The organism is Reinekea forsetii (assembly GCF_002795845.1).
GTDB classification, from domain to species: Bacteria; Pseudomonadota; Gammaproteobacteria; order Pseudomonadales; family Natronospirillaceae; genus Reinekea; species Reinekea forsetii.
Genome location: NZ_CP011797.1, coordinates 1,098,521 through 1,120,696, shown reverse-complemented (window position 1 = coordinate 1,120,696; position 22,176 = coordinate 1,098,521). Strand labels below are relative to the sequence as shown.

25 protein-coding genes and 2 tRNA genes are annotated in these 22,176 nt (G+C 53.0%); 3 read left to right on the top strand and 24 right to left on the bottom strand.

Features of this window, described 5'->3' with window-relative positions; translation table 11 throughout:
- Nucleotides 1-22: 22 nt before the first annotated feature.
- The 3 genes from REIFOR_RS05240 to REIFOR_RS05230 form a co-directional block, all read right to left on the bottom strand.
- Nucleotides 23-742: a BamJ family beta-barrel-assembly machinery protein gene (locus REIFOR_RS05240; RefSeq protein ID WP_100256559.1), complete on the bottom strand. Its 720-nt coding sequence runs from the start codon at nucleotides 740-742 to the stop codon at nucleotides 23-25.
- 129 nt (nucleotides 743-871) lie between these two features.
- Nucleotides 872-1,519 (bottom strand): VWA domain-containing protein, encoded by a 648-nt coding sequence (locus REIFOR_RS05235; RefSeq protein ID WP_227003767.1) that lies wholly within the window; start codon nucleotides 1,517-1,519, stop codon nucleotides 872-874.
- Nucleotides 1,516-2,955, bottom strand: a complete 1,440-nt coding sequence (locus REIFOR_RS05230) for a hypothetical protein (RefSeq protein ID WP_100256558.1) — start codon at nucleotides 2,953-2,955, stop codon at nucleotides 1,516-1,518. Before REIFOR_RS05230 ends, REIFOR_RS05235 begins: the two co-directional genes overlap by 4 nt.
- A 326-nt stretch (nucleotides 2,956-3,281) precedes the next feature.
- Here REIFOR_RS05230 and REIFOR_RS05220 point away from each other — a divergent pair, with 326 nt between their 5' ends.
- A complete protein-coding gene (locus REIFOR_RS05220; protein WP_145980238.1) occupies nucleotides 3,282-4,703 on the top strand; it encodes a hypothetical protein in 1,422 nt (473 codons plus the stop codon).
- Nucleotides 4,704-4,796: 93 nt separating this feature from the next.
- On the opposite strand, the gene REIFOR_RS05215 is transcribed toward REIFOR_RS05220, so the two are convergent.
- The 5 genes from REIFOR_RS05215 to dapA all read right to left on the bottom strand — a co-directional run bounded on the left by REIFOR_RS05215 (nucleotide 4,797) and on the right by dapA (nucleotide 8,702).
- Nucleotides 4,797-5,612, bottom strand: a complete 816-nt coding sequence (locus REIFOR_RS05215; protein WP_100256555.1) for a porin family protein — start codon at nucleotides 5,610-5,612, stop codon at nucleotides 4,797-4,799.
- A gap of 124 nt (nucleotides 5,613-5,736) precedes the next feature.
- Nucleotides 5,737-6,447, bottom strand: coding sequence for a phosphoribosylaminoimidazolesuccinocarboxamide synthase (gene purC / locus REIFOR_RS05210; RefSeq protein WP_100256554.1), 711 nt, complete (start codon nucleotides 6,445-6,447; stop codon nucleotides 5,737-5,739).
- Between the two features lie 36 nt (nucleotides 6,448-6,483).
- Nucleotides 6,484-7,251: an MBL fold metallo-hydrolase gene (locus REIFOR_RS05205; protein ID WP_100256553.1), complete on the bottom strand. Its 768-nt coding sequence runs from the start codon at nucleotides 7,249-7,251 to the stop codon at nucleotides 6,484-6,486.
- 2 nt (nucleotides 7,252-7,253) lie between these two features.
- Nucleotides 7,254-7,826, bottom strand: coding sequence for a hypothetical protein (locus REIFOR_RS05200; protein ID WP_145980237.1), 573 nt, complete (start codon nucleotides 7,824-7,826; stop codon nucleotides 7,254-7,256).
- Complete coding sequence (dapA, locus tag REIFOR_RS05195; RefSeq protein WP_100256551.1) at nucleotides 7,827-8,702, bottom strand: 4-hydroxy-tetrahydrodipicolinate synthase; 876 nt, start codon at nucleotides 8,700-8,702, stop codon at nucleotides 7,827-7,829. It abuts the gene before it with no gap.
- 165 nt (nucleotides 8,703-8,867) lie between these two features.
- Between dapA and REIFOR_RS05190 the strand changes: the two genes are divergently transcribed.
- Nucleotides 8,868-9,380, top strand: coding sequence for a peroxiredoxin (locus REIFOR_RS05190; RefSeq protein WP_100256550.1), 513 nt, complete (start codon nucleotides 8,868-8,870; stop codon nucleotides 9,378-9,380).
- A 32-nt stretch (nucleotides 9,381-9,412) separates the two neighbouring features.
- Here the strand turns inward: REIFOR_RS05190 and REIFOR_RS05185 are convergent, their stop codons facing one another.
- Nucleotides 9,413-10,507, bottom strand: a complete 1,095-nt coding sequence (locus REIFOR_RS05185) for an AI-2E family transporter (RefSeq protein WP_227003766.1) — start codon at nucleotides 10,505-10,507, stop codon at nucleotides 9,413-9,415.
- Nucleotides 10,504-10,731 (bottom strand): sulfurtransferase TusA family protein, encoded by a 228-nt coding sequence (locus REIFOR_RS05180; RefSeq protein ID WP_100256549.1) that lies wholly within the window; start codon nucleotides 10,729-10,731, stop codon nucleotides 10,504-10,506. The genes REIFOR_RS05185 and REIFOR_RS05180 overlap by 4 nt, the downstream gene beginning before the upstream one ends.
- Before the next feature lie 118 nt (nucleotides 10,732-10,849).
- On the opposite strand from REIFOR_RS05180, the gene REIFOR_RS05175 reads away from it, so the two are divergent.
- Nucleotides 10,850-12,121 (top strand): M48 family metallopeptidase, encoded by a 1,272-nt coding sequence (locus REIFOR_RS05175; protein ID WP_158524294.1) that lies wholly within the window; start codon nucleotides 10,850-10,852, stop codon nucleotides 12,119-12,121.
- Here REIFOR_RS05175 and nadA read toward each other — a convergent pair.
- From nadA to ruvC, 14 genes are all read right to left on the bottom strand, one after another.
- The gene (gene nadA / locus REIFOR_RS05170; RefSeq protein ID WP_100256547.1) at nucleotides 12,103-13,155 is read right to left on the bottom strand and encodes a quinolinate synthase NadA; all 1,053 of its coding nucleotides are present in this window, start codon (nucleotides 13,153-13,155) and stop codon (nucleotides 12,103-12,105) included. The genes REIFOR_RS05175 and nadA overlap by 19 nt on opposite strands.
- Before the next feature lie 135 nt (nucleotides 13,156-13,290).
- Nucleotides 13,291-13,366, bottom strand: a tRNA-Lys gene (locus REIFOR_RS05165).
- A gap of 61 nt (nucleotides 13,367-13,427) precedes the next feature.
- Nucleotides 13,428-13,503: transfer RNA gene (locus REIFOR_RS05160), tRNA-Lys, on the bottom strand.
- Between the two features lie 128 nt (nucleotides 13,504-13,631).
- Nucleotides 13,632-14,306: a 7-cyano-7-deazaguanine synthase QueC gene (gene queC / locus REIFOR_RS05155; protein WP_100256546.1), complete on the bottom strand. Its 675-nt coding sequence runs from the start codon at nucleotides 14,304-14,306 to the stop codon at nucleotides 13,632-13,634.
- A 47-nt stretch (nucleotides 14,307-14,353) separates the two neighbouring features.
- Entirely contained in the window at nucleotides 14,354-15,127 is a 774-nt protein-coding gene (gene ybgF / locus REIFOR_RS05150; RefSeq protein ID WP_100256545.1) for a tol-pal system protein YbgF, read from the bottom strand.
- Nucleotides 15,128-15,147: 20 nt separating this feature from the next.
- Entirely contained in the window at nucleotides 15,148-15,711 is a 564-nt protein-coding gene (pal, locus tag REIFOR_RS05145; RefSeq protein WP_100256544.1) for a peptidoglycan-associated lipoprotein Pal, read from the bottom strand.
- Between the two features lie 88 nt (nucleotides 15,712-15,799).
- The gene (gene tolB / locus REIFOR_RS05140; RefSeq protein ID WP_100256543.1) at nucleotides 15,800-17,104 is read right to left on the bottom strand and encodes a Tol-Pal system beta propeller repeat protein TolB; all 1,305 of its coding nucleotides are present in this window, start codon (nucleotides 17,102-17,104) and stop codon (nucleotides 15,800-15,802) included.
- Complete coding sequence (locus tag REIFOR_RS05135) at nucleotides 17,101-17,994, bottom strand: TonB family protein (protein WP_100256542.1); 894 nt, start codon at nucleotides 17,992-17,994, stop codon at nucleotides 17,101-17,103. Before REIFOR_RS05135 ends, tolB begins: the two co-directional genes overlap by 4 nt.
- Entirely contained in the window at nucleotides 17,984-18,412 is a 429-nt protein-coding gene (tolR, locus tag REIFOR_RS05130; RefSeq protein WP_100256541.1) for a protein TolR, read from the bottom strand. The genes REIFOR_RS05135 and tolR overlap by 11 nt, the downstream gene beginning before the upstream one ends.
- Nucleotides 18,409-19,116 carry a protein TolQ gene (tolQ, locus tag REIFOR_RS05125; RefSeq protein WP_100256540.1) on the bottom strand — a complete coding sequence of 236 codons (708 nt, stop codon included), beginning with the start codon at nucleotides 19,114-19,116 and terminating at the stop codon, nucleotides 18,409-18,411. The genes tolR and tolQ overlap by 4 nt, the downstream gene beginning before the upstream one ends.
- 182 nt (nucleotides 19,117-19,298) lie before the next feature.
- A complete protein-coding gene (gene ruvB, locus REIFOR_RS05120; RefSeq protein ID WP_100256539.1) occupies nucleotides 19,299-20,321 on the bottom strand; it encodes a Holliday junction branch migration DNA helicase RuvB in 1,023 nt (340 codons plus the stop codon).
- An 8-nt stretch (nucleotides 20,322-20,329) separates the two neighbouring features.
- Nucleotides 20,330-20,935, bottom strand: a complete 606-nt coding sequence (ruvA, locus tag REIFOR_RS05115) for a Holliday junction branch migration protein RuvA (RefSeq protein ID WP_100256538.1) — start codon at nucleotides 20,933-20,935, stop codon at nucleotides 20,330-20,332.
- Nucleotides 20,932-21,576: a trimeric intracellular cation channel family protein gene (locus tag REIFOR_RS05110; RefSeq protein WP_100256537.1), complete on the bottom strand. Its 645-nt coding sequence runs from the start codon at nucleotides 21,574-21,576 to the stop codon at nucleotides 20,932-20,934. Before REIFOR_RS05110 ends, ruvA begins: the two co-directional genes overlap by 4 nt.
- Nucleotides 21,576-22,097, bottom strand: a complete 522-nt coding sequence (gene ruvC, locus REIFOR_RS05105) for a crossover junction endodeoxyribonuclease RuvC (protein WP_100256536.1) — start codon at nucleotides 22,095-22,097, stop codon at nucleotides 21,576-21,578. The genes REIFOR_RS05110 and ruvC overlap by 1 nt, the downstream gene beginning before the upstream one ends.
- Nucleotides 22,098-22,176 lie beyond the last annotated feature (79 nt).

Sequence of the window (22,176 nt, the reverse complement as noted above, 5' to 3'; positions counted from 1 at the left end):
GCAAACGCCTTAGGCTGTGACACTAGATGATCTCAAGCAGTTCAACTTCGAAGATCAGGGTAGAACCCGGTGGAATCTGCGGGCTCGCCTGTGAATCGCCGTAGGCCAAGGCCGCTGGGATGAAGAGTCGATACTTTTCGCCCTTCGCCATCAATTGAACGCCTTCGGTCCAACCGGTAATTACTTGATTGAGTGGGAACTCGACCGGCTCACCGCGCTCAACCGAGCTATCAAAGACGGTGCCATTAATCAGCGTGCCGTGATAATGAACGCGTACGGTGTTTTCCGCCGTCGGCCGCTCTTCGCTATCATTGGCTTCGATTATTTCGTATTGCAGACCAGACTCGGTGGTCATAACCCCATCACGCTGACCGTTTTCAGCTAAAAAGGCTTCGCCTTCAGCGCGGGCAGCACTTGACAAGGCTTCCGATTCAGCGGCCTTGCTGGCCATCTGCTTTTGTTGCAAGGCGCTGATTGCGGCCTGAACCGCTTCTTCAGTCACGGCCATGTCGGCTGCCGTCATAGCGTCAGAGACACCGCGCATCAGCGCTTCAGCACTCAGTTCAATGCCTGCGGTTTGCTGCTTCAGGTTGGCCGCAAAACCAAAGCCGATGCCGTAAGAGGCTATCTGTTCATCGCTATCCAAGCTAACGACTTCAGCGTCGACTGCCTGCGCACAACCGGCAATAGCAAGAGACAGGCCAGCGACATAGGCCAGACTTTTTAGTTTATTCAATTTCATGCGATATCCTTTAATCAATCACTCATCTATAACGACTGGACCAGGCCCAAAATATCCGGAACCTAAAATTCGCGAGTAGTCTACCGTCAGTCCGATCTCGGCTCCAGAGCTTTTACCGGACCCTGACGCTCAGTCGAACGCCAAGGCGTCGATCCGATCCAGATCATTGACCACCTGCCATTGCCCGCCGCCCTGCTCTACCTTAGCTTGCCAATCGGTGAGTCGGCTGAGGTATTCAGAGGGGTCTATATTATCTTCGCGCAGCTTGGTGACATTGAGAGCGAAAACCTGAAAGCCGTCAAGCTCATAACTGAAATTTCGGTTATAGCCTTCGGGCAACTCTTCACGCAAATCGGAATAGATCAGGATGGACTTCTGCCCAGCATTGGTTTCATTTAAAAACTCCACCGCCTGCAGCAAACCCCCGGAGATATCGGTGTATTGAGCGCTTTCCACCGAACCGATAAAGAGATTGATCACCTTGGCGAACTCCCGCTTCTGGGCATTCATCTGACTCGGTCGGCCGTCAAAGGTGACCTTGGCAATAATATCCTTTTCGCTGAAGCTGCCGCTGTCGATACGGGCCACGGCGAAGGAATCGCCGGCGCCGAGCGAACCGAGGTAGTAGTTGATGACCCGCTGAGCCTTTTCTAACTCCTCGGTATAGGTGCCAGAGGTGTCCAGTAAGAGATAGACGCCTCGGTAAGGGTTCTGCGTTTGCCGCATGCAACCGGCCAACATCACCAGTACCAAGAGGGTGACCAGAGTCATTCTCATAGCAGCTCCTCGACCAGCGCCGTTTTTGCCGTCGCCGCAGGGCGATGGCTGATCTTGTGTTCTAACCAGAGCGGGATGCTGACGGCTATGTCGTACAGGGCGAGCAGGATGTCGCACAGGTAGCGAATCATGGTGGCAGTCAGACGCATCAAGATAATCAACAGATGCAAGACTTGAATCACCAAGTTGGCGAGTAAAATACGGCCACTTTCGACGAAGGATTCGAAGGGAATGGCGACAAAAATAAGCACCCAAGGCAGCAAAAAGCCTAGCAACATCTGCGCAGCTTGCGGAATCAGAGTGCTGATGGTGCCGGTCCCGACCAGATCAACAGCCTCGCCGCCGACCAACAGACCGCGCAACGCGGCGGTGTCATTGGCAATCTGATCACGCATAAAAGCCAGACCCGACTCGATCGAGGCAAACACCAGAATAAAACCCAAGAAGGTCCAGAGCAGGATCCGCCGCTTGCGTTCATCTAGGGTGCCAAAGGCCGGGAACATGCGAGTAATGTGCAGCACTTCCATCAGGAGCATGCCGATGGCCACCTCGACTAGTACGATCATCAGGGCGGAGACCTCCGCAACGGTAAAGGTTCCGATGCGCGAACTGGCGCCGACCATTTCGGACATGGGCAGCGAAATAAGGTGAAAATTGAGAAAGGCGCCACCGACAAAAATGGCCATCCAGAACAACGCAACGGCAAATTCTCGTAACGAGGACACCCTGAGCATGCGCTCTGCTTTATCAGATCCAGCGTAGATCTCCCGATATTGGTTCATATTCTTATCAATTTCTTCCGCCTGGAGGATCAGATTGCGCATTGATCCGCCGACCCGTTCGATAACATTATTCAACCTGCGCCACTGCGGCATCATGCCATGCAACAGCCGGTGTCGGGCTGAAACGCTGCCACGATAGGTATCAAGGGTTTTCTTCTGTTGCTCGGCTATGCTGGTATAGAGGTCATCTAGGACCTTAACAATGACCGGGTTACCTTTTTGGGCTTCCTTTAAGTTTACGATGGCGGTAATGGCCTCGACCCAGTCCGGTGACGGTGGCGCGGTTTCGGCCGACTGGTGATAATCCTCTTCCAGCCGGGTAACCAAACTGGACATATTCTTCTGCAATTCCGGATATTGGCCCAAATCGTTGGCCACGATCTCATTGACACGATGGAAATCACGGTTTAGCTTGCGTTCAAGCTGACCTTTTCCCATTTCGAGCAACACCTCGCGATTGCGCATCTGCAGCAGCTGGATCAATCGCGCCAAGGCTTTGGCTTGCAGGCGCAGTAAACCCGCTGCCAACCGAGATATCCGAGTCAAGGCCCGATGCACCGGGGTCCGCGCGAAATAGAGCAGGCTAATCGCTAGGACCAACAGAACAAATCCTGATAAGAGCGGCTGATCTGGGAAGATGATCGTCCAATTCATGGTATTTCTCCAAAAGGTGTTCACTTCAGGCACTATACAACCTATAAATTGACTAGGTCTTGGCCGGGATAGGCAAACCGGTCTCGCCTCACAGGGCAACACTATTACAGTCTCATCGTACCAATACTGTTATGGAGTTCAAATAATAGCCATAAAGACGCGCAAATAAACAACCATCAGGGTGTAAACTGCCGAAACGACTCCGTTAACGAGGTCGAAAAGCATGACCAGCAGCGTCATCCGGTGCCACGGAATGGACCCAACAGCGCGCCTTGGTATTTTTGCAGCCAAAGTTAGAATAGGCAGGACCAGTGCACAATAAGCGTATGAGTAGAAGATATCTGACAACCCTAACGGTCCTAATGGCCTCCATTGGGGTCCTGCTCGGTTGCGCGCAACCGGCGGGCAGCGACACCAGCGGGACAACCGATGGTACCGCCGATGCGACCATTTACCGTCAAATTGCCGGGACCAGCGCGCTTGGCCGGGCCGGCAGTTGGTCGAGCAATTGTCTCGGCTCTGATTTGGCATCTGAGTGCGCCCGAGCGGACTCCGAGGGCAACTATCTGCTCTCGACGCCCGCAGAGCAGAGTCAGCTGATGTGGAGTGATATTCCCGAGTCTGACGGCACCACCGTGCGCCTGTACAGTCGTTATCGCCATCAGGATGGCCTGACCTCGGCGCTGATAAATATCAATCCCAGCACCCATGCGGTCTTGGATATCTGGTCCAACAGTCAGCAGGGCCAATCGCTGGAATTATGCGCCGAAGAGGCCACCTGCATTGACGCACTCCTGGCCGGCTTCAGCGCGGCGGTTGAACAGACCATCGTCGCTCAGCTCGATGAGCTGCTCGGCGAGGCATGGCCAGACGGCCGCGACCCCTTCGACGACGTTTATCTCGCCGATCCAGACCTGGATGAACTCGATCTAATGCACGACACCCTGGGCTTTGTGGTCAGCAGCAGCGACCTGAGCGTCATCGATAACGCAGGCGAGATTCTGACCCAGGTCAGTCTGGGGCGATTACTCCAGGCAGTCGAACTAGCCGACCTGACGCTAACCTCGGCGCAAATTAGCGCCGCGCAGGCCCTACCGATCCCAGACCCAGAAATAATTGTCATTAGCCTACGAATGTCGGTTTCACCGACCCTGGCCACCGAGGCTCCGGTGGACGTTCTGGTTAGCGATCGCGGCAGCAGTAGTGTGGCCGGCGGTGAACTGACCTTCAGCCATGATCTGACCTTGGCCAATGGCGCCAGCCTATCGTTCAGCGGTGCCGATGTCGTAACAACAATCACCGCCGGCGGTGACCATAATTGGGTGGTGACGGCGACCGATATCAACGACTTCAGCATAACCCAAGGCTATGTCATCTCGGTGCTCAACGGCAGCGATGGCGTGGCCACTTTCGGCGGCGCAGGCAGCTGCCTAACGCCATTGACGGGCCTTAACGCCAATGCCTTAAACCAGTGTCATGAAGTACAGAATGGCACTGCGTTGGGCAGTTGCGATCAACTCGACTCCGGGTCCGTTAGCCTGAGCGACTCGCCGGCACCCTGTGCGCGGGAGGTACAAAACGAGGGCGCCCTGTTCGGCGTGTGCACTTGGGTCGATAGCGAGTTGCGCGTCTTTCACTATGAAAACCCGCTGCGTCTGAACCTTGTTGAGCTGTTCAGCGAACGCCAGAGTCGCATCGCGACTGAATGTATCAGCGATGTGGGCAACCTCTGGTCGATAAGCCCCTAAAGCTAGGGACAAAGGCTTGCAGTGGCCTAACGAGGGCATGTTAAAACCAAAAAAAACCCGCAAATGCGGGTTTTTTGCACTGCTGGACTCGCCCTAGAAGTGCACTGCGGCGCCGACAAAGAAACCGGCGATGGTCACGTTCGACTGGAAATCGGAGGTGTCGAGCCAACCAACCGTTTCGCCAATGGTCATATTGAAGCTCCGATAACCGGCTTCGACACCGACCTTGGCCAACATATTGGTTGGCAGGGGCGCAAACCAGGTGCCCTTGATGTTCCAGTCGGATATATCGGCATCGCCTAGTGGCAAGGTACTCAACTCACCACCGATCTTAACGCCCAGGCCCGGAATGGTCGCGGCCGCACTGATATAGCCCAGCGGAATAATGGTCGCAGACGGGAATAGAACTTCTTTGGTATCTTGCGTGCCAGCGATCACACCCGACGCGGAGAAGCCGCCCGTCAAAGCCCGAAAATTAACACCGAAATCGATGTCGAGCAGCGGGATCGGCAGGCCGATGGTGAGGCCTAAGTCAACATGAGACAGATCCAGAGACGATTCAACCGTGCCTGAGATATCAAAGCTTTCGCCTAATATAGCTTGGCTAAACGCTACGGTGTTGCTGCCTTCCAGCACCATACTCTCGTACTTAAGCTTAACATCGGGCAACAATGGCAGGGAAATTTTTGCCCAACCGTAGAAACCATTACTCGCGGCCATGCCCAAGCCATAGGGCGCCGCTGCGCTGCTTTGGGTACCGGTCAAATCAAAGGTGTCGCCAATAAAGGTGCTATCCTCGGACAGGGTAGGCATGGTGTAGCCGCCGCCAGCATCGATTGACATCAGCAGTTTCGCTGAGGCACCGGGTACGGCAAGAGCCATCGCGGCGGTAACGATCCATTTATTCATCTGTCTGTTCCTCATAGTTATAAGCAGTTAATGCTCTAGTATGGACTAATGTAGATAATTTATCTGCGCCGCGCCAATTGGGCCGGCCAGACTTTAGATACTTTTTTAAAAAATTGCTTGAATGTTAAAACTGGACACCAATACGCCGGCCAACTTCCATGTAACTTTCGACCACATCGCCCAAGCCTTGGCGGAATCGATCCTTATCCATCTTTTCCATGGTTTTGGCATCCCAGAGCCGGCAACCGTCAGGCGAGAACTCATCGCCCAGTACCACCCGCCCGTCAAACACGCCGAATTCAAGCTTGTAGTCGACCAAGATCAGGTCGCCATCGGCGAACAGCTTCTTGAGCACCTCATTGACTCTCAAGGTCAATACCTTCATTTCGGCAATCTGCTCAAGCGTGGCCCAGCCAAAGGTCAAAATATGCGCATCGTTAATCATCGGATCGTGCAGTTCGTCGTTTTTAAGGAAAAACTCAAAAATCGGTGGATTCAGTTCCATTCCTTCGACTACCCCGAGCCGGCGCACCAGGCTGCCAGCGGCGCGGTTGCGCACCACACACTCGACCGTGAGCATCTTAAGATTGCGCACTAACGATTCGTGATCGGACAGCAGACGCACAAAATGTGTCTCAATCCCAGCTTCCTGTAACTTCTCCATGACAAAACCATTGAACAGATTGTTGACCCGGCCCTTGTTATCGAGCAGCTCGATACGCTCGCCATCAAAGGCACTGGTGTCATTTCTGAACTCAAGAACCATTAGGTCTTTATCGGCCGTGGTATGGACTGTTTTCGCCTTGCCGGCATAAAGTACGCCTGTTTTTTCCATGGTGGATCCTCATATTTAATTCAATCGTGCAACGCGTTAGGCGGTCGGCTGGAGTGTGATCCAATCACAGCCGTCTTGCTGCGTTAACATCTCAATTTTTGTGTCGTGACCGTCTAACTCAGGCAATAGAGTCGCGATGGCTAGGGCCGGATCGTTATTATGTTCGCTGATATGGGACACCAGCACTCGTTGGAGAGCTGAATGATTGAGGCCCTTGAGCAATTGCGCGGCCTGGGCGTTGCTCAGGTGGCCAAAATCGCCGCCGACGCGCCGCTTCAGGCTTGGCGGATAAGGCCCGTTGTGCAACATATCTGGGTCATGGTTGCATTCCAACATCAGCACTTGGCAGTCTTGATAGGCCTGATGGATATGTTTGGTCAACGACCCCAGATCGGTTAATAGGCCAAAGCGCAGACCCTGATGATGAAAAACGAACTGAGATGGTTCCGCACTGTCGTGAGGAACGGTTACCGGTTCAATATCGAGAGATCCAATCGCAATTCGCTTGGATGGATGGAAGGGCCGTGCCGTGGCCACCGGGCGTTTGAAATACCGTGCCGTGCCGTGGGTCGACCAGAGTGGGATGCCATAACGATTCGCCAACATCGGTGCGCCCTTGAGGTGATCGGCATGCTCATGGGTCACCAATATGCCCGCCAAGCTGTCAGGCTCAACGCCCCGACTCCTCAATCGCCCTTCTATCTCTTTTAAACCAAAGCCGCAGTCAACCAGAATCGTGGTATCTGCGACCTGAATTAGGGTTGCATTGCCCTTGCTGCCACTGCCGAGTGACGAAACCCGCATAATCAGCCCGGGTTCTGAAAGTGGGCGTAAAGCTTACTGAGAATCGCCTCGGATTGGCTGAGATCGGGTATTTCATCGCCCACTCCCTCAACCACGACAAGGGTTTCAGTACCCTGGGGAATCAACAACAGGAACAACTCGTCCTTCTTGTTGGCGAATATCTTGGCGATGGGACCCTTTTTTTGGTCGCTTGCCGGCATCACGAAACGATATTTAGATCGATCTTTGTCTAGATTGGCAAAACCCAGTTCGCTTAGGGCAGTATCGACCAGTTCCCAGGTGGTACTGGTTTCTCGGTTAAAGCGCAGACTGGAATTGCCCAAGCTGTCGGTCATCTTAGAAACCAACAGACTGCCGGCCAGGGCCGCGGGCTCATTGACTGCCGTCGGCGCGACCAAGCGGGGAATCACCGGGGCTGCCAAAACGGCAAAGTCGGGTGCATCGGCGGGGATTGGATACCAATCGCCAGCGGACTCTGCCGGTGCCTGGTATTGGATTATCTGGGTATTACCGCCGCAACCGACGAGTGACAACCAGACCAAGAGCAAAAGGGTCGATCGGACAAAACACATCAATTAAATAATTCCCGATTCCATCATCGCCTGAGTCACGGCTTCATGATACTGGCCGTCTAATGGCACCAAGGGTAAGCGTATACCGTCTGGGATGAGACCCATAAGATGCAGAGCCCATTTAACAGGCACCGGATTGGCCTCCAAAAACAACTGTTGGTGGAGCGGCTGGAGGGACATATTCAGGCGTTCGGCCAGTTCCCGATCACCGGCCAAGGCCGCAGCGCACATGCTGGCCATGGCCTTGGGGGACACATTCGCGGTGACCGAAATATCACCGTGACCGCCGGCCAGCATCAGCTCTGTTGCCGTGGCATCATCGCCGCTGTATACGGCGAACCCCTCGGGAACATGGGCAATTAGGTATTTGGCGCGATCTATATCACCGGTCGCTTCCTTAATGCCAATGATGTTTGGCACCTCGGCAAGGCGCAGCACGGTTGCGGGCAACATATCACAAGCGGTCCGGCCCGGCACATTATAAAGGATCTGAGGCAGGTCGACCGATTCGGCAATCTTTTTAAAATGCTGATACAGGCCTTCCTGCGACGGCTTATTGTAATAGGGCGTCACGATCAGCGCCGCATCGGCACCGACCCGCTTGGCTGCGGCTGTTAAATGAATAGCTTCTGAGGTCGAATTGCCACCGGTGCCAGCAATAACCGGGACTCGTCCCTGACATTTACCGACGGTATATTTAATTACCTGCTCATGTTCTGCCATATCGAGGGTCGACGACTCTCCGGTAGTGCCCACTATCACAATAGCGGCGGTACCGTTTTCAATATGAAATTCGAGAAGATTGTCGAGACTGTCCCAGTCGATGGAACCGTCTGAAAACATCGGGGTAACTAAAGCAACCAGACTGCCGGTGATCATATGATAATTTCTCTTCAATATGTTAGTTAATGATACTTTTGCGTGTACGTTAGAACAACCGGAAACTGGAAAATATCGGGGCTTGCGCCATACTGATACTAAATCGGCGAAAACTGTACTAAATCACTCGCTTACACCCGAAGGATTCTAGATGGAGATTCTACCATGCTAAAAGTAGGGGATTACGTACCAGATTTCACAGTCCCGGCAACCAGCGGTCAAAACGTGCACTTAAAAGCCTTCACTGGCCAGCAAATTGTGATTTATTTCTATCCGAAAAACAATACACCCGCCTGCATTATAGAAAACCAAGATTTTGCCGCCAACTATACCCGCCTGCGTAACCAGAACACCCAGTTATTTGGCGTTAGTCGTGACTCATTGGCCAGTCACGAGCGTTTCAAGGCATCTCAGGCGTTACCGTTTGAGCTTATTTCAGATCCAGATAATCAGCTCTGTACCCTGTTTGGTGTTTTAAAGGCAAAAAAACTGTTCGACAAACCGATCATGGGCTTGGTCCGCAGTACCTTCTTGATCAATCAAAACGGACGCCTGATCCGTGCCTGGCGCGACGTCAACATCAAAACCCACGTGCACGACGTTATCGACTATGTCGAATTTTACCATAGCAAGCTAACCGGTTCGCTCACTACCACGCCAACCACCGCCAATGACTAACGGCGTGGCCGATATCAACGCGATGCCGTGCCTTACTCGACCGACTCTCGACTCGAATTGCTGGGCCAGGCATTGATAATGGCCTTGACCAGGGTCGCCAGCGGTATCGCGAAGAACACCCCCCAAAACCCCCAAATGCCGCCAAAAATCAGCACCGACACGATAATGGCAACGGGGTGCAGGTTGACCGCTTCCGAAAACAACAGTGGCACCAGGACATTACCATCGAGTATTTGAATAAGTAGATAGGCCATAAGTACCCAATAGAGCTGAGGACCGAAACCCCATTGAAATAGCCCAATGGCAAATACTGGGATGGTGACGACAGTCGCGCCGATGTAGGGGATTAGCACCGAGAAGCCGATAAGCACCGACAACAAGGCCGCGTAGTCTAGGCCCAGCAACTCGAAGGTGACAAAAGAAGCGCTGCCAACAATCAAAATTTCGATCACCTTGCCCCGAATGTAGTTGGCAATCTGCTGATTCATCTCGAGTGCGATCTGATTCATCAGACGGCGTTGCTCTGGTAAAATCGATTTAAACTTAAGCCAAAGCTGTTCTCGGTCTTTAAGAATAAAGAACACCATTAGTGGTACAACGATCACATAAACCAACACGCCAATGACGCTCGACAGCGTATTGAGTGAAAAAGTCACCACGCTGGGCAACCAGCCTGACAGCTGCTGACCCACTTGGCTCAACTCCAGACTGCCTATCCACTGATCGACCAACTCGCTGGAGAGCAGTTCGGGGTAGCGCAGGGGTAAGGCGGCCAATTGATCCTGAAAGATCCCCATCATGCGCGGAATGTCGCCAACTAGCCTACTCACCTGTTTAACCAAGGCGGGAATCATCACCAGCAGTGAGACGATGGCGACGCCAAAAAACGAGGCAAAGACGCCGATCACCGCTAAGGTGTGAGGAACCCTAAAGGACTGTAACTTGTCGACCAGAGGCGACAACAGATAAGACAGGATAACGGCGGTAAAGAGCGGCGCCAAGGTACTGCCAAAGGTGTAAATTATGACAAAAAACAATATAAACAGGATAAACAGAATCACGGCTTCTTCATCGGAGAAATAGCGATGAAAGAAGTCACTTACGACTCGGTAGATTTTCAAATTCATTCTCCTTTTTCCACGACGAACCAAAACTCGTCAGTGGTCTGGCTTTTTTCAATTAACCGGTGTTGAGTAAGGGCAACAAAGGCCGGTATGTCGCGCCATGCCCCCGCGTCTGTTGCACCGAGTTGGACCTGATCACCCAAGGTCACATTGGCCAGGGCCTGCTTCAGTTTGAGCAGTGGCATGGGGCAACGCAGTGCGCGCGCATCAATCTCAATTCGTGTCATTGTTTTACGTGTCAATTACAAGTTAATGGAAACTAGACCGTTCTAACCCTATATGATGACCACTCATATCCATTTAAGCCAGCAGTGTCTGTTTATGTTAAAGATATTTAGACAATCTATGTTCATCTTATGCCTCACGGCATCGGGCTCGGGCTCCGCCGAACTGGGCGATCGGTCGATAGATTGGACCAACCCTATGAGCCAAGATTTCAGCGACCTGGCCATTCGGAGCCTAAACAAGCAACGGGCACTGACCAACGACTATTGGGCCACCTACTGGCTGAGTCAGAAGATCTTACAACTGAATTTAGTCAATCCCAGGCCCACTAGCCAGATAACGCCGCTCATTATGCGCGCAGACTCGATCAATGCCTTTGCCATCCCGGGCAACATCATTGGTCTAAACCGAGGCCTTTGGCAATTTGCTAGCACCGAAAGTGAGTTTCTGTCGGTCTTGGCGCACGAGATGTCACATATAACGCTAGACCATTTTAGCCGACTGAGCAGTAACCAAAGTCAGCAGGGTTGGGTCATTGCCAGCGGCATTCTACTCACCATCTTACTCGCCCAAGAAAACCCTGAGGCGGCCAATGCCGCACTCTTCAGCACCTTCGCTGTAACCAGTCAGAATCAATTAAATTTCAGCCAGACAATGGAACTGGAGGCCGACCAACTGGCCCAGAGCCTATTGGCTGGAGCCGGTTACGACAGTAATGGCGGGCGGGCGTTTTTTCAAAAACTGGAGCAGACGTCCTTTACCACCGACGCCTACGAGTTCCTGAGCAGCCACCCGCTCGGTTCGACGCGCGCGTCACGCCTCGCCAACCAGACCACGAGCCCCGTTGAGCCCAGCAGCATCAGCGCCTACGATGTCGTTCGATTCAACCTGTTGCAGCGGGCTGACCCGTCCCTCACCAACCCATTGGCAGACTGGACCGAGCTAGCCGACGAAATCACCGACCCCAACCTGATCTTGGCCTGGTACAAAACTCAGCAGCAGCAACGGCCCGATGACCGACGCTACCTGACTGACATCACGCGGCTTACGGCGCAATATAGAGGATTTTTGCCGGCTCATTTTGAACAGCTCAAAGTCATGCGGCGGCTCAAGGACACCGCGCTCTGCAGCACCGTTACCGCGTTCGCAACGGCTATTGAAAACAGCTACGCCACGCTCGATGTATTGGAACTCTTACAGCAGGTATCTACTCAATGCAGCCTAGGCTCGGCCGTGGAGTGGCAGGCGCGTTGGTTATGGCAGTCGGGCCAGGAAACCCAGGCCCTGACCCTCTTAAGCAATCGACTCGCTGGCAATAACGACACCAATCAAATCGCTCGCTTAAAAACCCTCTTAAAAGACTACAGCGAGCGCTATAGGCGCTTCCGTTGATCGGCGAAATCGAGCATCCGCTGCAATGGCAGCACCGCCTTGCTGATAAGATGATCAGGCACTAGAACTTCATTGGCCGGTTGGATCAGTTCTTTTTTAATCCGCTCCAAATCATTCATCGCCATCCAAGGACAATGGGCGCAACTCTTACATTGGGCCCCCTGACCGCCGGTTGGCGCCTCAATAAAGGACTTGGTCGGTGAGCGCTGCTGCATGCGATAAAAAATACCGCGATCGGTAGCCACAATAAACTGTTGGTTTGGCAAGGTCGCAGAGGCTTCTATCAACGCCGTCGTTGAGCCCACGGCATCGGCCAGAGCGATCACTGCCGCGGGCGATTCCGGGTGCACCAACACCGCTGCATCGGGGTACAGGGCTTTCATATCCAATAACCCTTGCGCTCTAAATTCTTCATGAACGATACAGCTGCCGTTCCACAGCAGCATATCGGCTCCCGTTTGCTTTTGGACGTAGGCGCCCAAATGCTGATCGGGTGCCCAAAGGATTTTCTCACCCCGCCGGTCAAGATACTCCACCACCGCCAAGGCAATGCTCGAGGTCACCACCCAATCGGCACGCGCTTTCACCGCGGCAGAGGTATTGGCGTAGACGACCACGGTACGCTCTGGATGCTGATCACAAAAACGCGTGAATTCGTCAGCCGGGCAGCCCAGATCGAGTGAGCAGGTCGCCTCGAGGGTCGGCATAAGGACCCTCTTGTCTGGACTCAAGATCTTTGCCGTTTCACCCATGAACTTCACGCCGGCCACCAAGATTGTACTGGAATTCACATCCCGGCCGTAGCGGGCCATCTCAAGCGAGTCACCGATGTAGCCGCCCGACTTCTCGGCCAGGGCCTGCACCAACGGGTCGCAATAGTAGTGTGCGACCATAGAGGCGTCGTTGTCGTGCAATAGGGCAATGATCTCATCTTGGTGACGCACCACGTCAGCCTGACTCAACGGACTCACGCGCTGCGCGACGGGGAGTTCAAAATCTATTTTCAGGTCTGCTAGGCTGACTTTTCCGGTCATGATGGTTTAACCCGTTGTATTCAGATGAATTGAAGATAGGTAGATTATTGCGCTGAGGGGATGCTATATCAAGTCGGCAAACCCAAATGACATAGAAATAAAAAAAGGAGAGCGTTTGCTCTCCTTTTTTGGAATTGGTGGGTCGTGTGCGACTCGAACGCACGACCAATTGGTTAAAAGCCAACTGCTCTACCAACTGAGCTAACGACCCAAACTTGCTTGGTAACCCTGTTACCCTTACTGCCTTTCTTCCCGTCCCACCTTCGAAAAAATGGTGGGTCGTGTGCGACTCGAACGCACGACCAATTGGTTAAAAGCCAACTGCTCTACCAACTGAGCTAACGACCCTAAGGAGGCGCATATAATATGGATATTTTGTGTTGGCGCAACCCCTAATTCAATAAATATGCCCCAAGTTATTGTTTTTTCTAGGGAAAGCGCCAAAATATTGTGCAATATAGAATTAACAGGCTGCTCTAACCCACATAGCGCGTTGAATCCGCCACGCCGGCTTCGGCAAAACCTTTTATTCGCAATCGACAAGAATCGCATAGCCCACAGGCTTCGCCCAAACTGTTGGCCTGGTAACAGGAAACCGTCGCCGCGTAATCGACCCCAAGGCGCACACCCAGACGAACGGTGTCTGCTTTAGTCAGATCGATCAAGGGGGTCAGAATCCGCACCGGCCGACCCTCGACCCCGCGCTTGGTGGCCAAATTGGCCATTTTCTCGAAGGCCGCTATATATTCCGGTCGGCAATCTGGGTAACCCGAATAGTCGACCGCACTGACACCGATAAAGATCGCGTCTGCATCGATCACCTCGGCCCACCCCAGGGCGATGGACAGAAACACGGTATTTCGCGCGGGTACATAGGTAACGGGAATACCTTCGGACGCCACTTCGGGCACGTCCATCGCCATATCGGTTAGGGCCGAACCACCAATACTGCGCAGACTCATCGGCACCACCTTATGTTCGACTACACCGGCGCGCTGAGCGACGATCCGGGCGGCATCGAGCTCCGAATCGTGACGTTGGCCATAATCGAAGCTTAGGGCGTAGACCTCATAGCCATCCATCTGTGCCTGGGCTAATACCGTCGTTGAATCGAGGCCGCCACTGAGCAATACCACTGCCTTTTGGGCCATTGGGCTTTCCTTTAGGGGCATTGGCCTGACTGGCAGGCAATGCTAAATTAATTACTTTCCAGACGCGCCTTGGCTAACTTGGCACTTTGGGTGTTCGGGAATTCAGTCAACACGCGCTCAAAATAGGTTTGAGCGGCAGCTGGATCTGCGCCCTGCTGAGCAATCACACCCAACTTATAGAGCGAATCCGGCACCTTATCGTGGCCAGTATAGTCGGCGATAATGCGTTTAAAGGCCGATTCGGCTTCGATGGCATTGCGTTGGACCAAATAAATTTCACCAATCCAGTACCACGCGTTCGGCGTCAAGGGATGATCGGGATGTTGCTTGGCAAAGACCGCCAACTGGGCAATGGATTGATCGAACTTGCGCTCTTGCATCAGGGCCGTAGCGGCGTTGTACTCGGCCAGAATGGCCTCATCGGTCAAAGCAGGTGCCTTACTCGCGGGCAGCGCCTTTACCGGGGCTGCAACGACAGTCTTGGCCTGGGTCTGCAGGAGCTGAATGCGCTTATCCAGGTCGATATAACGTTCTTTTTGTTCCTGCTGCATAACCTGAACTTGATAGCTTAACTCTTCGATAATGCCGCGTTGCTCAGACACCAAGGTTTCGATGTTCTGCAGTTGAAACACGAGCGATTCAATCAGAGCCGGGTCCGCTGCCGGCGCACTGGCCTCACGAGAGAGGGGCACGACGTTGGCGGAAGACGCCACATGATCGGCCTGGGAGCGCACTACCGGCACTTCAGCAAACAATTGTGGCGCAGTAAACGCAAAAATGCCGCCCAGGAGGGCAGCACCTATAAAAGACTTCTGAATCATAGAATTAGGTCTTTATGTGGTTATTTAAATTTCACTCGACGATTCTGTGCATAGTCAGATTCTGACTTACCCAGCGCCAACGGCATTTCTTCACCGTAGCTAACAACGTCGATCTGACCGGCAGAGACGCCCTTGACTTGTAAGTAGGTCGCAACTTGCTTAGCACGACGCTCGCCCAAGGCCAGGTTGTACTCGCGGGTACCGCGCTCGTCGGCATGACCTTCAAGAACAACTTCTATGTTCGGATTGGCAACCAAATAGGCTGCACGAGTATTTAACATCTCGCGGAATTCAGCTCGAATGTCGGCCTTGTCGTAGTCGAAAAAGACTAGATCGCCAACCAAATCCATATTCATCTCGTCACTTTCTTCGATCAGAGTATCGGGTTCAACCTGCTCTATCTCTAGATTTAACGCGACATCATCGTCAGTTTCTAAAACCAACGTTTCAACTGTGGTTGTTGATTCCGGCGATGTGGCCGTTGATGTTGCGGAGGTATCATCGCTGACAGTTTTGCCCGCACAAGACGCAAGTACAATTGCAGATGATAATGCAGCAGCTGTGAGCAGTTTGGATCTAGCCATATTCCTATCCCTTCTATAAGGTTAAAAGTTATTTCTCTTACTCTATTCTATGTCCGGCCATGGTGTCTAGCGTGAACTGCATTTATCTTCAGTTCAAGTAGGGCGACCAAGCCGGTTCGAGCACATCGCCAAAATCTGATTTCATTTGGTTGGTGACCTGTCCGTCGAGTGAGACCCAAGCCAATACGCCTTGACCTCCTCTTTGGGTTGCATAAACAAGCATAGTCCCATTCGGCGCAATGGAGGGTGATTCGTCAAGATCTGTTTCCGTTAGGACCCGAATATCCCGACTAGCCATATCCATCGAGGCTATGTGAAAGCGCCCCTCATTAAGGTGCACAAACACCAAATACTTGCCATCGGTACTATAGCGCGCCCGGAAATTCTGGTCGCCCTCGAACGTTAATCGCTCTGATCGTTTCGCCGCAAGATCATAGCGATATATTTGCGGTTTACCACCTTTCTCAGAGGTAAAGACCAAATATTTTGAATCCGGTGAAAAACTGGGCTCGGTGTCTATATAGGTATTCCGCGTCAGGCGCTCGGATTTACCGGTTTGGAAATCATATATATAGATTTCTGGACTGTTCTTATTGCTCGAAACATAGGCCAGATAGCGGCCGTCGGTAGAAAATGCCGGCGAACTGGTATAGCCGCGCGCATCCGATATCGAGTTCACCTTGCCGCTTTTCAGGTCCTGAATAATAATCTTCCAGCGATCACCAATCTTATTCGCGAAGGCGATTTTTTGGCCATCGTGCGACCAGGCCACCGAAATAATCGGTTCTCCGGATTTATATACTGTTCGAGCCCGCTGACCGTCGGCATCGGCGACCTGTAAGCGGAAGTCATAGCGGTCATCGGCCAAGGCCTTGCGGGTAACAAAGGCCACTCGGGTTGAAAAGATCCCACGCACTCCGGTAATGCGCTCATAAAACAAATCAGACAGGGAATGCGCAAACTCACGCAGCTGATACTGACCCACGATCTGGGTCACCTGCACGACACGACGATTCTTAACCACATCATAGAGGGCGACTTTGGCTTCAATCTTATTATCGGCGAAAGGCTTTAAATGGCCGATAACCAGGTATTCCTGACCCAACAACTGCCAATCACGAAAGAACACACCCTCCTCGGTGGACGGTTGGCTTAACATCGACTCGGATGGCAGGACGTCGAACCGACCCGTTCGGACCATATTATTGGTCATGATGGCATCAATCTTCTCGGGCAAAACAGTCGCCTCACCCCAGAAGAAAGGTACGATGGCCATTTTGGTTTTCGAGTCGTAACCCTTAGTCACGACAATATCAAGATCCGCCAGAACCACAGTTGGCAGCAAGAAAAAAGCCACCAAGAAGAGTCGTTGCGTTAGTCTGGCCATATTCATGGTTTCATTAAATCCTCTGGTCTAAAGATGATGTTCAGGCGGCGAAAACCGCCCTTTTCGAATACCTCTGGATCTGCCGGAACCTGAAAGCGGCGCACCTTCTCAATGGCCCGAAGTACCGATTGATCATAGTTGGCGTTGCCGCTTGCTTGCAGGATCGAGGCACTTTGCAGCTCACCAGTCGGCAAGATTTCCACCGCGACCACCGCCTGGATATCGGCTAGGTCCATTAGCCGCAGCTCTGCTGGACGCGACCACTTTTCTTCTATCTGCTGAGTAATGACCAGAACATAGTCGCCCACCTGCGCTTCGATGGCAATTCTTCGGGCTAATTCCTGTTCAAGCTGATCCTTTTGCTGGTTAATTTGCTCTTCTTCGGCCGCCAAGGAAGCCAGCATTTCATCAAACAGATCCTCGGTGGAATCGAGCTTCTCTATTGGTTTCGGGGCAACCGGCACGACCTTTTCTTCAACCGCTGGGGGCTCAGGGGTCGGCGTAATAGGCGCGGCGACAACAGCCGGCTTAGCAATATTTACCGCCTTCTCAACCGGCACCTCCACCTTCGGCTCACTTACCACCGGCGCAGGCTTTGGCGTAACGACTTTCGGCTTAGGTTTGGGTTTAGGTTTGGGTTTGGGTTTAGGCGTGACGACCTTTGGCTTAGGTTTCGGCTTAACCGCGACTTGCGGTTTTACGGTCGGTTTAACCTGCTCAAGCGTGACCACCTTGGCGACGATGTTTCGGGGCATTTCAAATTCGGATGACTTGTGATGAGAAACACTCCACGAACCGATCAGCAGAGCCAGGGCTATGATATGGACCACTATGGCGCCCACCAATGGCAAGCTAAAGTCCTTACCCACTAGGCGATAATTCGCTCTAGAGCTCATCGGGCGCCTCAGTAATTAGACCGACTGAATCCATACCGGCAGCCTGAAGACTGGACATGACCTCCATAATCCGCCCGTAGGGCACTGTTCTGTCGGCACGCAATAAAACTTGCAGGCCAGGATCGGCCGACAAAATACCGCCAACGTAGGTCGCAATACCTTGGTCATCGACCTGAGCCGGCTCTTCGTCGCCGCGCTCAATTAACGCCTGGCCTTCTTTGGTCAGGGCTATGATCAGATGCTGCTTACGTTCGTCCACGGTAATCGGCGCTGAATCCACCTTGGGGATATCGACACTGACGCCCTGCACCAGCATAGGCGCGGTCACCATAAAGATAATCAACAGTACTAGCATGACATCGATATAGGGCACCACATTCATGTCGGCGACCGGCTTGCGTTTGGACCGCAGCTTCATGGCGTTTCCTGTTTACGTTGCTGGTGCGCCAGCATATGGGCTTGACGATGAAGGATAGCCGAAAATTCTTCTGCGAAGGTGTCGAGATTGGTCAACATCTTCTCGGCGCGAGCCGAGTAACGATTATAGGCGATCACCGCCGGTATCGCGGCAAACAGACCCATAGCCGTTGCGATCAGCGCTTCGGCAATGCCGGGTGCCACGGTGGCAAGCGATACCTGGGTGACGGTCGCCAAGCCGAGAAACGAATTCATAATACCCCACACGGTACCGAACAAGCCGATATAAGGACTGGTAGAACCGACGGTCGCTAAGAAGGACAGGTGTGAGTCCAGATGTTCGGCTTCCTTGCTCACAGCAACCCGCATCGAGCGCTGGCACCCAGCCATAATACCGTCTGCATCGGTTACCTGTTGCTGGCGCGAACGGGAGAATTCCTTGAAACCGGCGCGAAATATTGCTTCACCGCCGTTATTGGCTTCCGGATTGGCATTCACCTGGCGATATAGGTGGGCCAAATCAATGCCCGACCAAAACCGCTCTTCGAAGGCGGCAAATTTTTTGAAGGAATCATTGATTACACTGCGGCGCTCAAAGATAAACACCCAGGTCAGAGTCGACAGGCCCAACAAAACGAGCATCACCAGTTTGACAATAATTGATGCATCGACGATCAGTTGCCAGTATGAAAGCTGTTCACCCACAGAATATTCCTTGTTGTTTCATTAGTTTGACAGGCTAAATTAATATTGATCCGACAGGCTAGAGAATAACGCCTTTGAATTCCAGCTACTTAAGCGCCGTGACGGGTATTTTTCAAACATTTTTCGCATTTATCACCCTTCTCCCGGTCAAATTGGCCTAAACCAACATCCAACGAGCTTGGCTAGGTCGATCGGCCTAGCGTCGGTACCGGTAATTCAAAATGCAAATAGGCTAGGTCCGTGACCATCCGTCCCCGCGGGGTCCGAACCAGATACCCCTGCTGAATCAGATACGGCTCTACCACATCTTCCAGCGTATCGCGCTCTTCACTCAAGGCCGCGGCAATATTCTCAATGCCGGCGGGACCGCCGCCAAAGCGCTCGATCAAGATCAGCAGCACTTTGCGGTCGAGCGGATCAAAGCCAGCCTTATCGACATGTAACAGGTTCAGGGCGCCATCGGCAACCTCCAAACTGACCTTGCCATCGTATTTCATCTCGGCAAAGTCGCGCACCCGACGCAGTAAGCGATTGGCTATGCGCGGGGTACCGCGCGATCGACGAGCAATTTCGGTGGCACCGAGATCGTCAACCTCGATACCCAGTTTGGTGGCCGAGCGGGCAACGATGGTGGCCAGTTCGCCGATAGTGTAGAACTCCAAGCGTTCAACTATGCCAAAGCGATCGCGCAAGGGCGAGGTCAGCAAGCCGGCCCGAGTGGTCGCACCGACTAGCGTGAAGGGCGGCAGGTCAAGCTTAATACTGCGCGCCGACGGGCCTTCGCCAATCATGATATCCAACTGGTAGTCTTCCATCGCTGGATAGAGGATCTCTTCGATATTGGCGGCGAGGCGATGTATTTCATCGATAAACAACACATCGCCCTCTTCCAGATTGGTCAGCATGGCGGCCAAGTCACCGGCGCGCTCTAGTACCGGTCCGGAGGTGGTTTTGATATTCACGCCCATCTCGTTAGCGATAATATTCGCGAGGGTGGTCTTGCCCAAACCCGGAGGCCCGAAGATGAGTGTGTGATCGAGGGGTTCATTACGGTTACGCGCAGCACCGATGAAAATCTCCATTTTTTCACGTACCGCAACCTGCCCGACGTAGTCTTTCAGCGTGGCCGGCCGAATGGCACGATCATAATGAACTTCGCGCGTGGACTCCGTCACCGGGCTAACAAACCGATCTGTTTCGATCATAACTACCTCTATAGGGCCTTCAGGGCGGCACGAATAATAGCTTCCGATGTCATGCCGTCGGTGGATACCGTCGTGACGGCCTTAGCTGCCTGGGCGGGCTTATAACCGAGCGCAATAAGGGCGCTTTCAGCATCTTGCTGGGCATTGAGCAGCGCGAAACTGTTGGCGTGGGCCTCCAGCGGCGTGATCAATAGGCTGCCCGCGCTGCCCAAGGCATTTAACTTATCTTTCATTTCAACAATCAGGCGTTCGGCGGTTTTTTTACCAACCCCGGGTATTTTTACCAAGGCACCGGGATCCTGATCGTGGATGAGTTGTACAAAACGCGAGGTTTCCATGCCACTAAGGATGGCCAACGCCAACTTGGGACCAACGCCATTAATCTTTATCAGGGTGCGAAACAGGGTGCGTTCGCCCCGGGTGGCAAAACCGTATAAGAGTTGAGCGTCTTCGCGCACTACCATGTGGGTGTGCAAGGTGACCGAGTCACCCAAGCCCGGCAGCGCGAATGCCGTCGATAAGGGCGCCTGCAGTTCATAACCGACACCCTGAACATCAATCAGCAGATCTGGCGCCTTATTCTCTATCAACAAACCCTGTATTCGGCCAATCATAAGTCACCTTGGTGGTTTTCTTTACGATAAGAAGTGGTATTCATAAATGCCGGCAACGATAGGTGCCAGCGGATCGCTGCGAAGCGTATCACACAGATCAGACCAAAGCCGATTAGGATCGACAGCTCCACATGAAAGTTAAACAGCTGACTGCAATATACCCAAACAGCCCCAACCAAGGCGGCTGTGGCGTAGACATCCCGGCGAAAAATCAAAGGGATTTCGTTGGCTAGGATATCGCGCACTATACCGCCGACGATCCCGGAGGCCATGCCCATCATAACAGCGATAAGGCCGGGCATGGCCAACTCAATAGCCGCTTGGGTGCCACTGACGGTAAAGGCAGCCAGGCCGATCGCGTCGGCGTAGAGCAGGGCTCGAAAGGGTACCCGGACAAATTTGATTAGCACAAAGGTTGCCACACCTGCCACCAGGGCAACATAGGCCAGAGTTAAATCACCGATCCAGGCGAGCGGTGAAACATCCAGCAACAGGTCGCGCAGGGTGCCGCCGCCCAGCGCGGAGACAAAGGCGAGAACCAGCACCCCAAACAGATCAAAGCGACAGCGAGAGGCCTCGATTGCCCCGGCCATGGCAAACACCACGATGCCAAAGAGTTCAATCCCATAGAGCAGTTCCATTAGACAATCCGTCCTCGCCGAGTGCGCGTAGCGCCGGCTATGTTAATCAATCCGGTATGGACATAGTTGTGGCACAAGGCCACCGCCAGCGCATCCGCCGCGTCCTCCTGAGGCAAGCCGGGCAACTTCAAGATCGATTGCACCATGTAGGCCACCTGATCCTTGTCGGCATTGCCATTACCAACCACGGCTTGCTTTACCTTGCGAGCGGCATATTCAAATATTTCCAGCTTGGACTGGGTGCCCGCCACCATGGCAACGCCTCGCGCCTGACCCAACTTTAACGCTGAATCCGGCCCTCGACCCATAAAGATTTCCTCAATCGCCATACAGTGCGGGCCATATTCGGTGATAATCCCCACCAAACTGGAAAAAATAAGATCCAAGCGTGCCGGCATATTAGGTTCTTTATGGACTCGAATCACGCCACTGGTGACATATTCGGTTTTGCCACCGACCTGATTAATAATGCCAAAGCCGGTCTTGCGCGAGCCCGGATCTATTCCCAATATAAGCGTCAAGGATCTATCCTGTTGGTAAGGGGTCTATTGCCATTGCGCCGCTGGAGGTCAGCGGTCGGTTATGTTGCCTGAAATACTA

Coding starts and splice junctions, on each gene's coding strand:
- REIFOR_RS05215 (WP_100256555.1), bottom strand. CDS start 5,612: ATGAATAAATGGATCGTTACCGCCGCGATGGCTCTTGCCGTACCCGGT.
- tolR (WP_100256541.1), bottom strand. CDS start 18,412: ATGAAGCTGCGGTCCAAACGCAAGCCGGTCGCCGACATGAATGTGGTG.
- REIFOR_RS05175 (WP_158524294.1), top strand. CDS start 10,850: ATGTTCATCTTATGCCTCACGGCATCGGGCTCGGGCTCCGCCGAACTG.
- queC (WP_100256546.1), bottom strand. CDS start 14,306: ATGGCCCAAAAGGCAGTGGTATTGCTCAGTGGCGGCCTCGATTCAACG.
- REIFOR_RS05240 (WP_100256559.1), bottom strand. CDS start 742: ATGAAATTGAATAAACTAAAAAGTCTGGCCTATGTCGCTGGCCTGTCT.
- REIFOR_RS05190 (WP_100256550.1), top strand. CDS start 8,868: ATGCTAAAAGTAGGGGATTACGTACCAGATTTCACAGTCCCGGCAACC.
- tolB (WP_100256543.1), bottom strand. CDS start 17,104: ATGAATATGGCCAGACTAACGCAACGACTCTTCTTGGTGGCTTTTTTC.
- REIFOR_RS05135 (WP_100256542.1), bottom strand. CDS start 17,994: ATGAGCTCTAGAGCGAATTATCGCCTAGTGGGTAAGGACTTTAGCTTG.
- REIFOR_RS05180 (WP_100256549.1), bottom strand. CDS start 10,731: ATGACACGAATTGAGATTGATGCGCGCGCACTGCGTTGCCCCATGCCA.
- purC (WP_100256554.1), bottom strand. CDS start 6,447: ATGGAAAAAACAGGCGTACTTTATGCCGGCAAGGCGAAAACAGTCCAT.
- REIFOR_RS05185 (WP_227003766.1), bottom strand. CDS start 10,507: ATGAATTTGAAAATCTACCGAGTCGTAAGTGACTTCTTTCATCGCTAT.
- REIFOR_RS05235 (WP_227003767.1), bottom strand. CDS start 1,519: ATGAGAATGACTCTGGTCACCCTCTTGGTACTGGTGATGTTGGCCGGT.
- REIFOR_RS05230 (WP_100256558.1), bottom strand. CDS start 2,955: ATGAATTGGACGATCATCTTCCCAGATCAGCCGCTCTTATCAGGATTT.
- REIFOR_RS05220 (WP_145980238.1), top strand. CDS start 3,282: ATGAGTAGAAGATATCTGACAACCCTAACGGTCCTAATGGCCTCCATT.
- dapA (WP_100256551.1), bottom strand. CDS start 8,702: ATGATCACCGGCAGTCTGGTTGCTTTAGTTACCCCGATGTTTTCAGAC.
- ybgF (WP_100256545.1), bottom strand. CDS start 15,127: ATGATTCAGAAGTCTTTTATAGGTGCTGCCCTCCTGGGCGGCATTTTT.
- REIFOR_RS05205 (WP_100256553.1), bottom strand. CDS start 7,251: ATGCGGGTTTCGTCACTCGGCAGTGGCAGCAAGGGCAATGCAACCCTA.
- ruvA (WP_100256538.1), bottom strand. CDS start 20,935: ATGATTGGCCGAATACAGGGTTTGTTGATAGAGAATAAGGCGCCAGAT.
- pal (WP_100256544.1), bottom strand. CDS start 15,711: ATGGCTAGATCCAAACTGCTCACAGCTGCTGCATTATCATCTGCAATT.
- REIFOR_RS05110 (WP_100256537.1), bottom strand. CDS start 21,576: ATGGAACTGCTCTATGGGATTGAACTCTTTGGCATCGTGGTGTTTGCC.
- ruvB (WP_100256539.1), bottom strand. CDS start 20,321: ATGATCGAAACAGATCGGTTTGTTAGCCCGGTGACGGAGTCCACGCGC.
- nadA (WP_100256547.1), bottom strand. CDS start 13,155: ATGACCGGAAAAGTCAGCCTAGCAGACCTGAAAATAGATTTTGAACTC.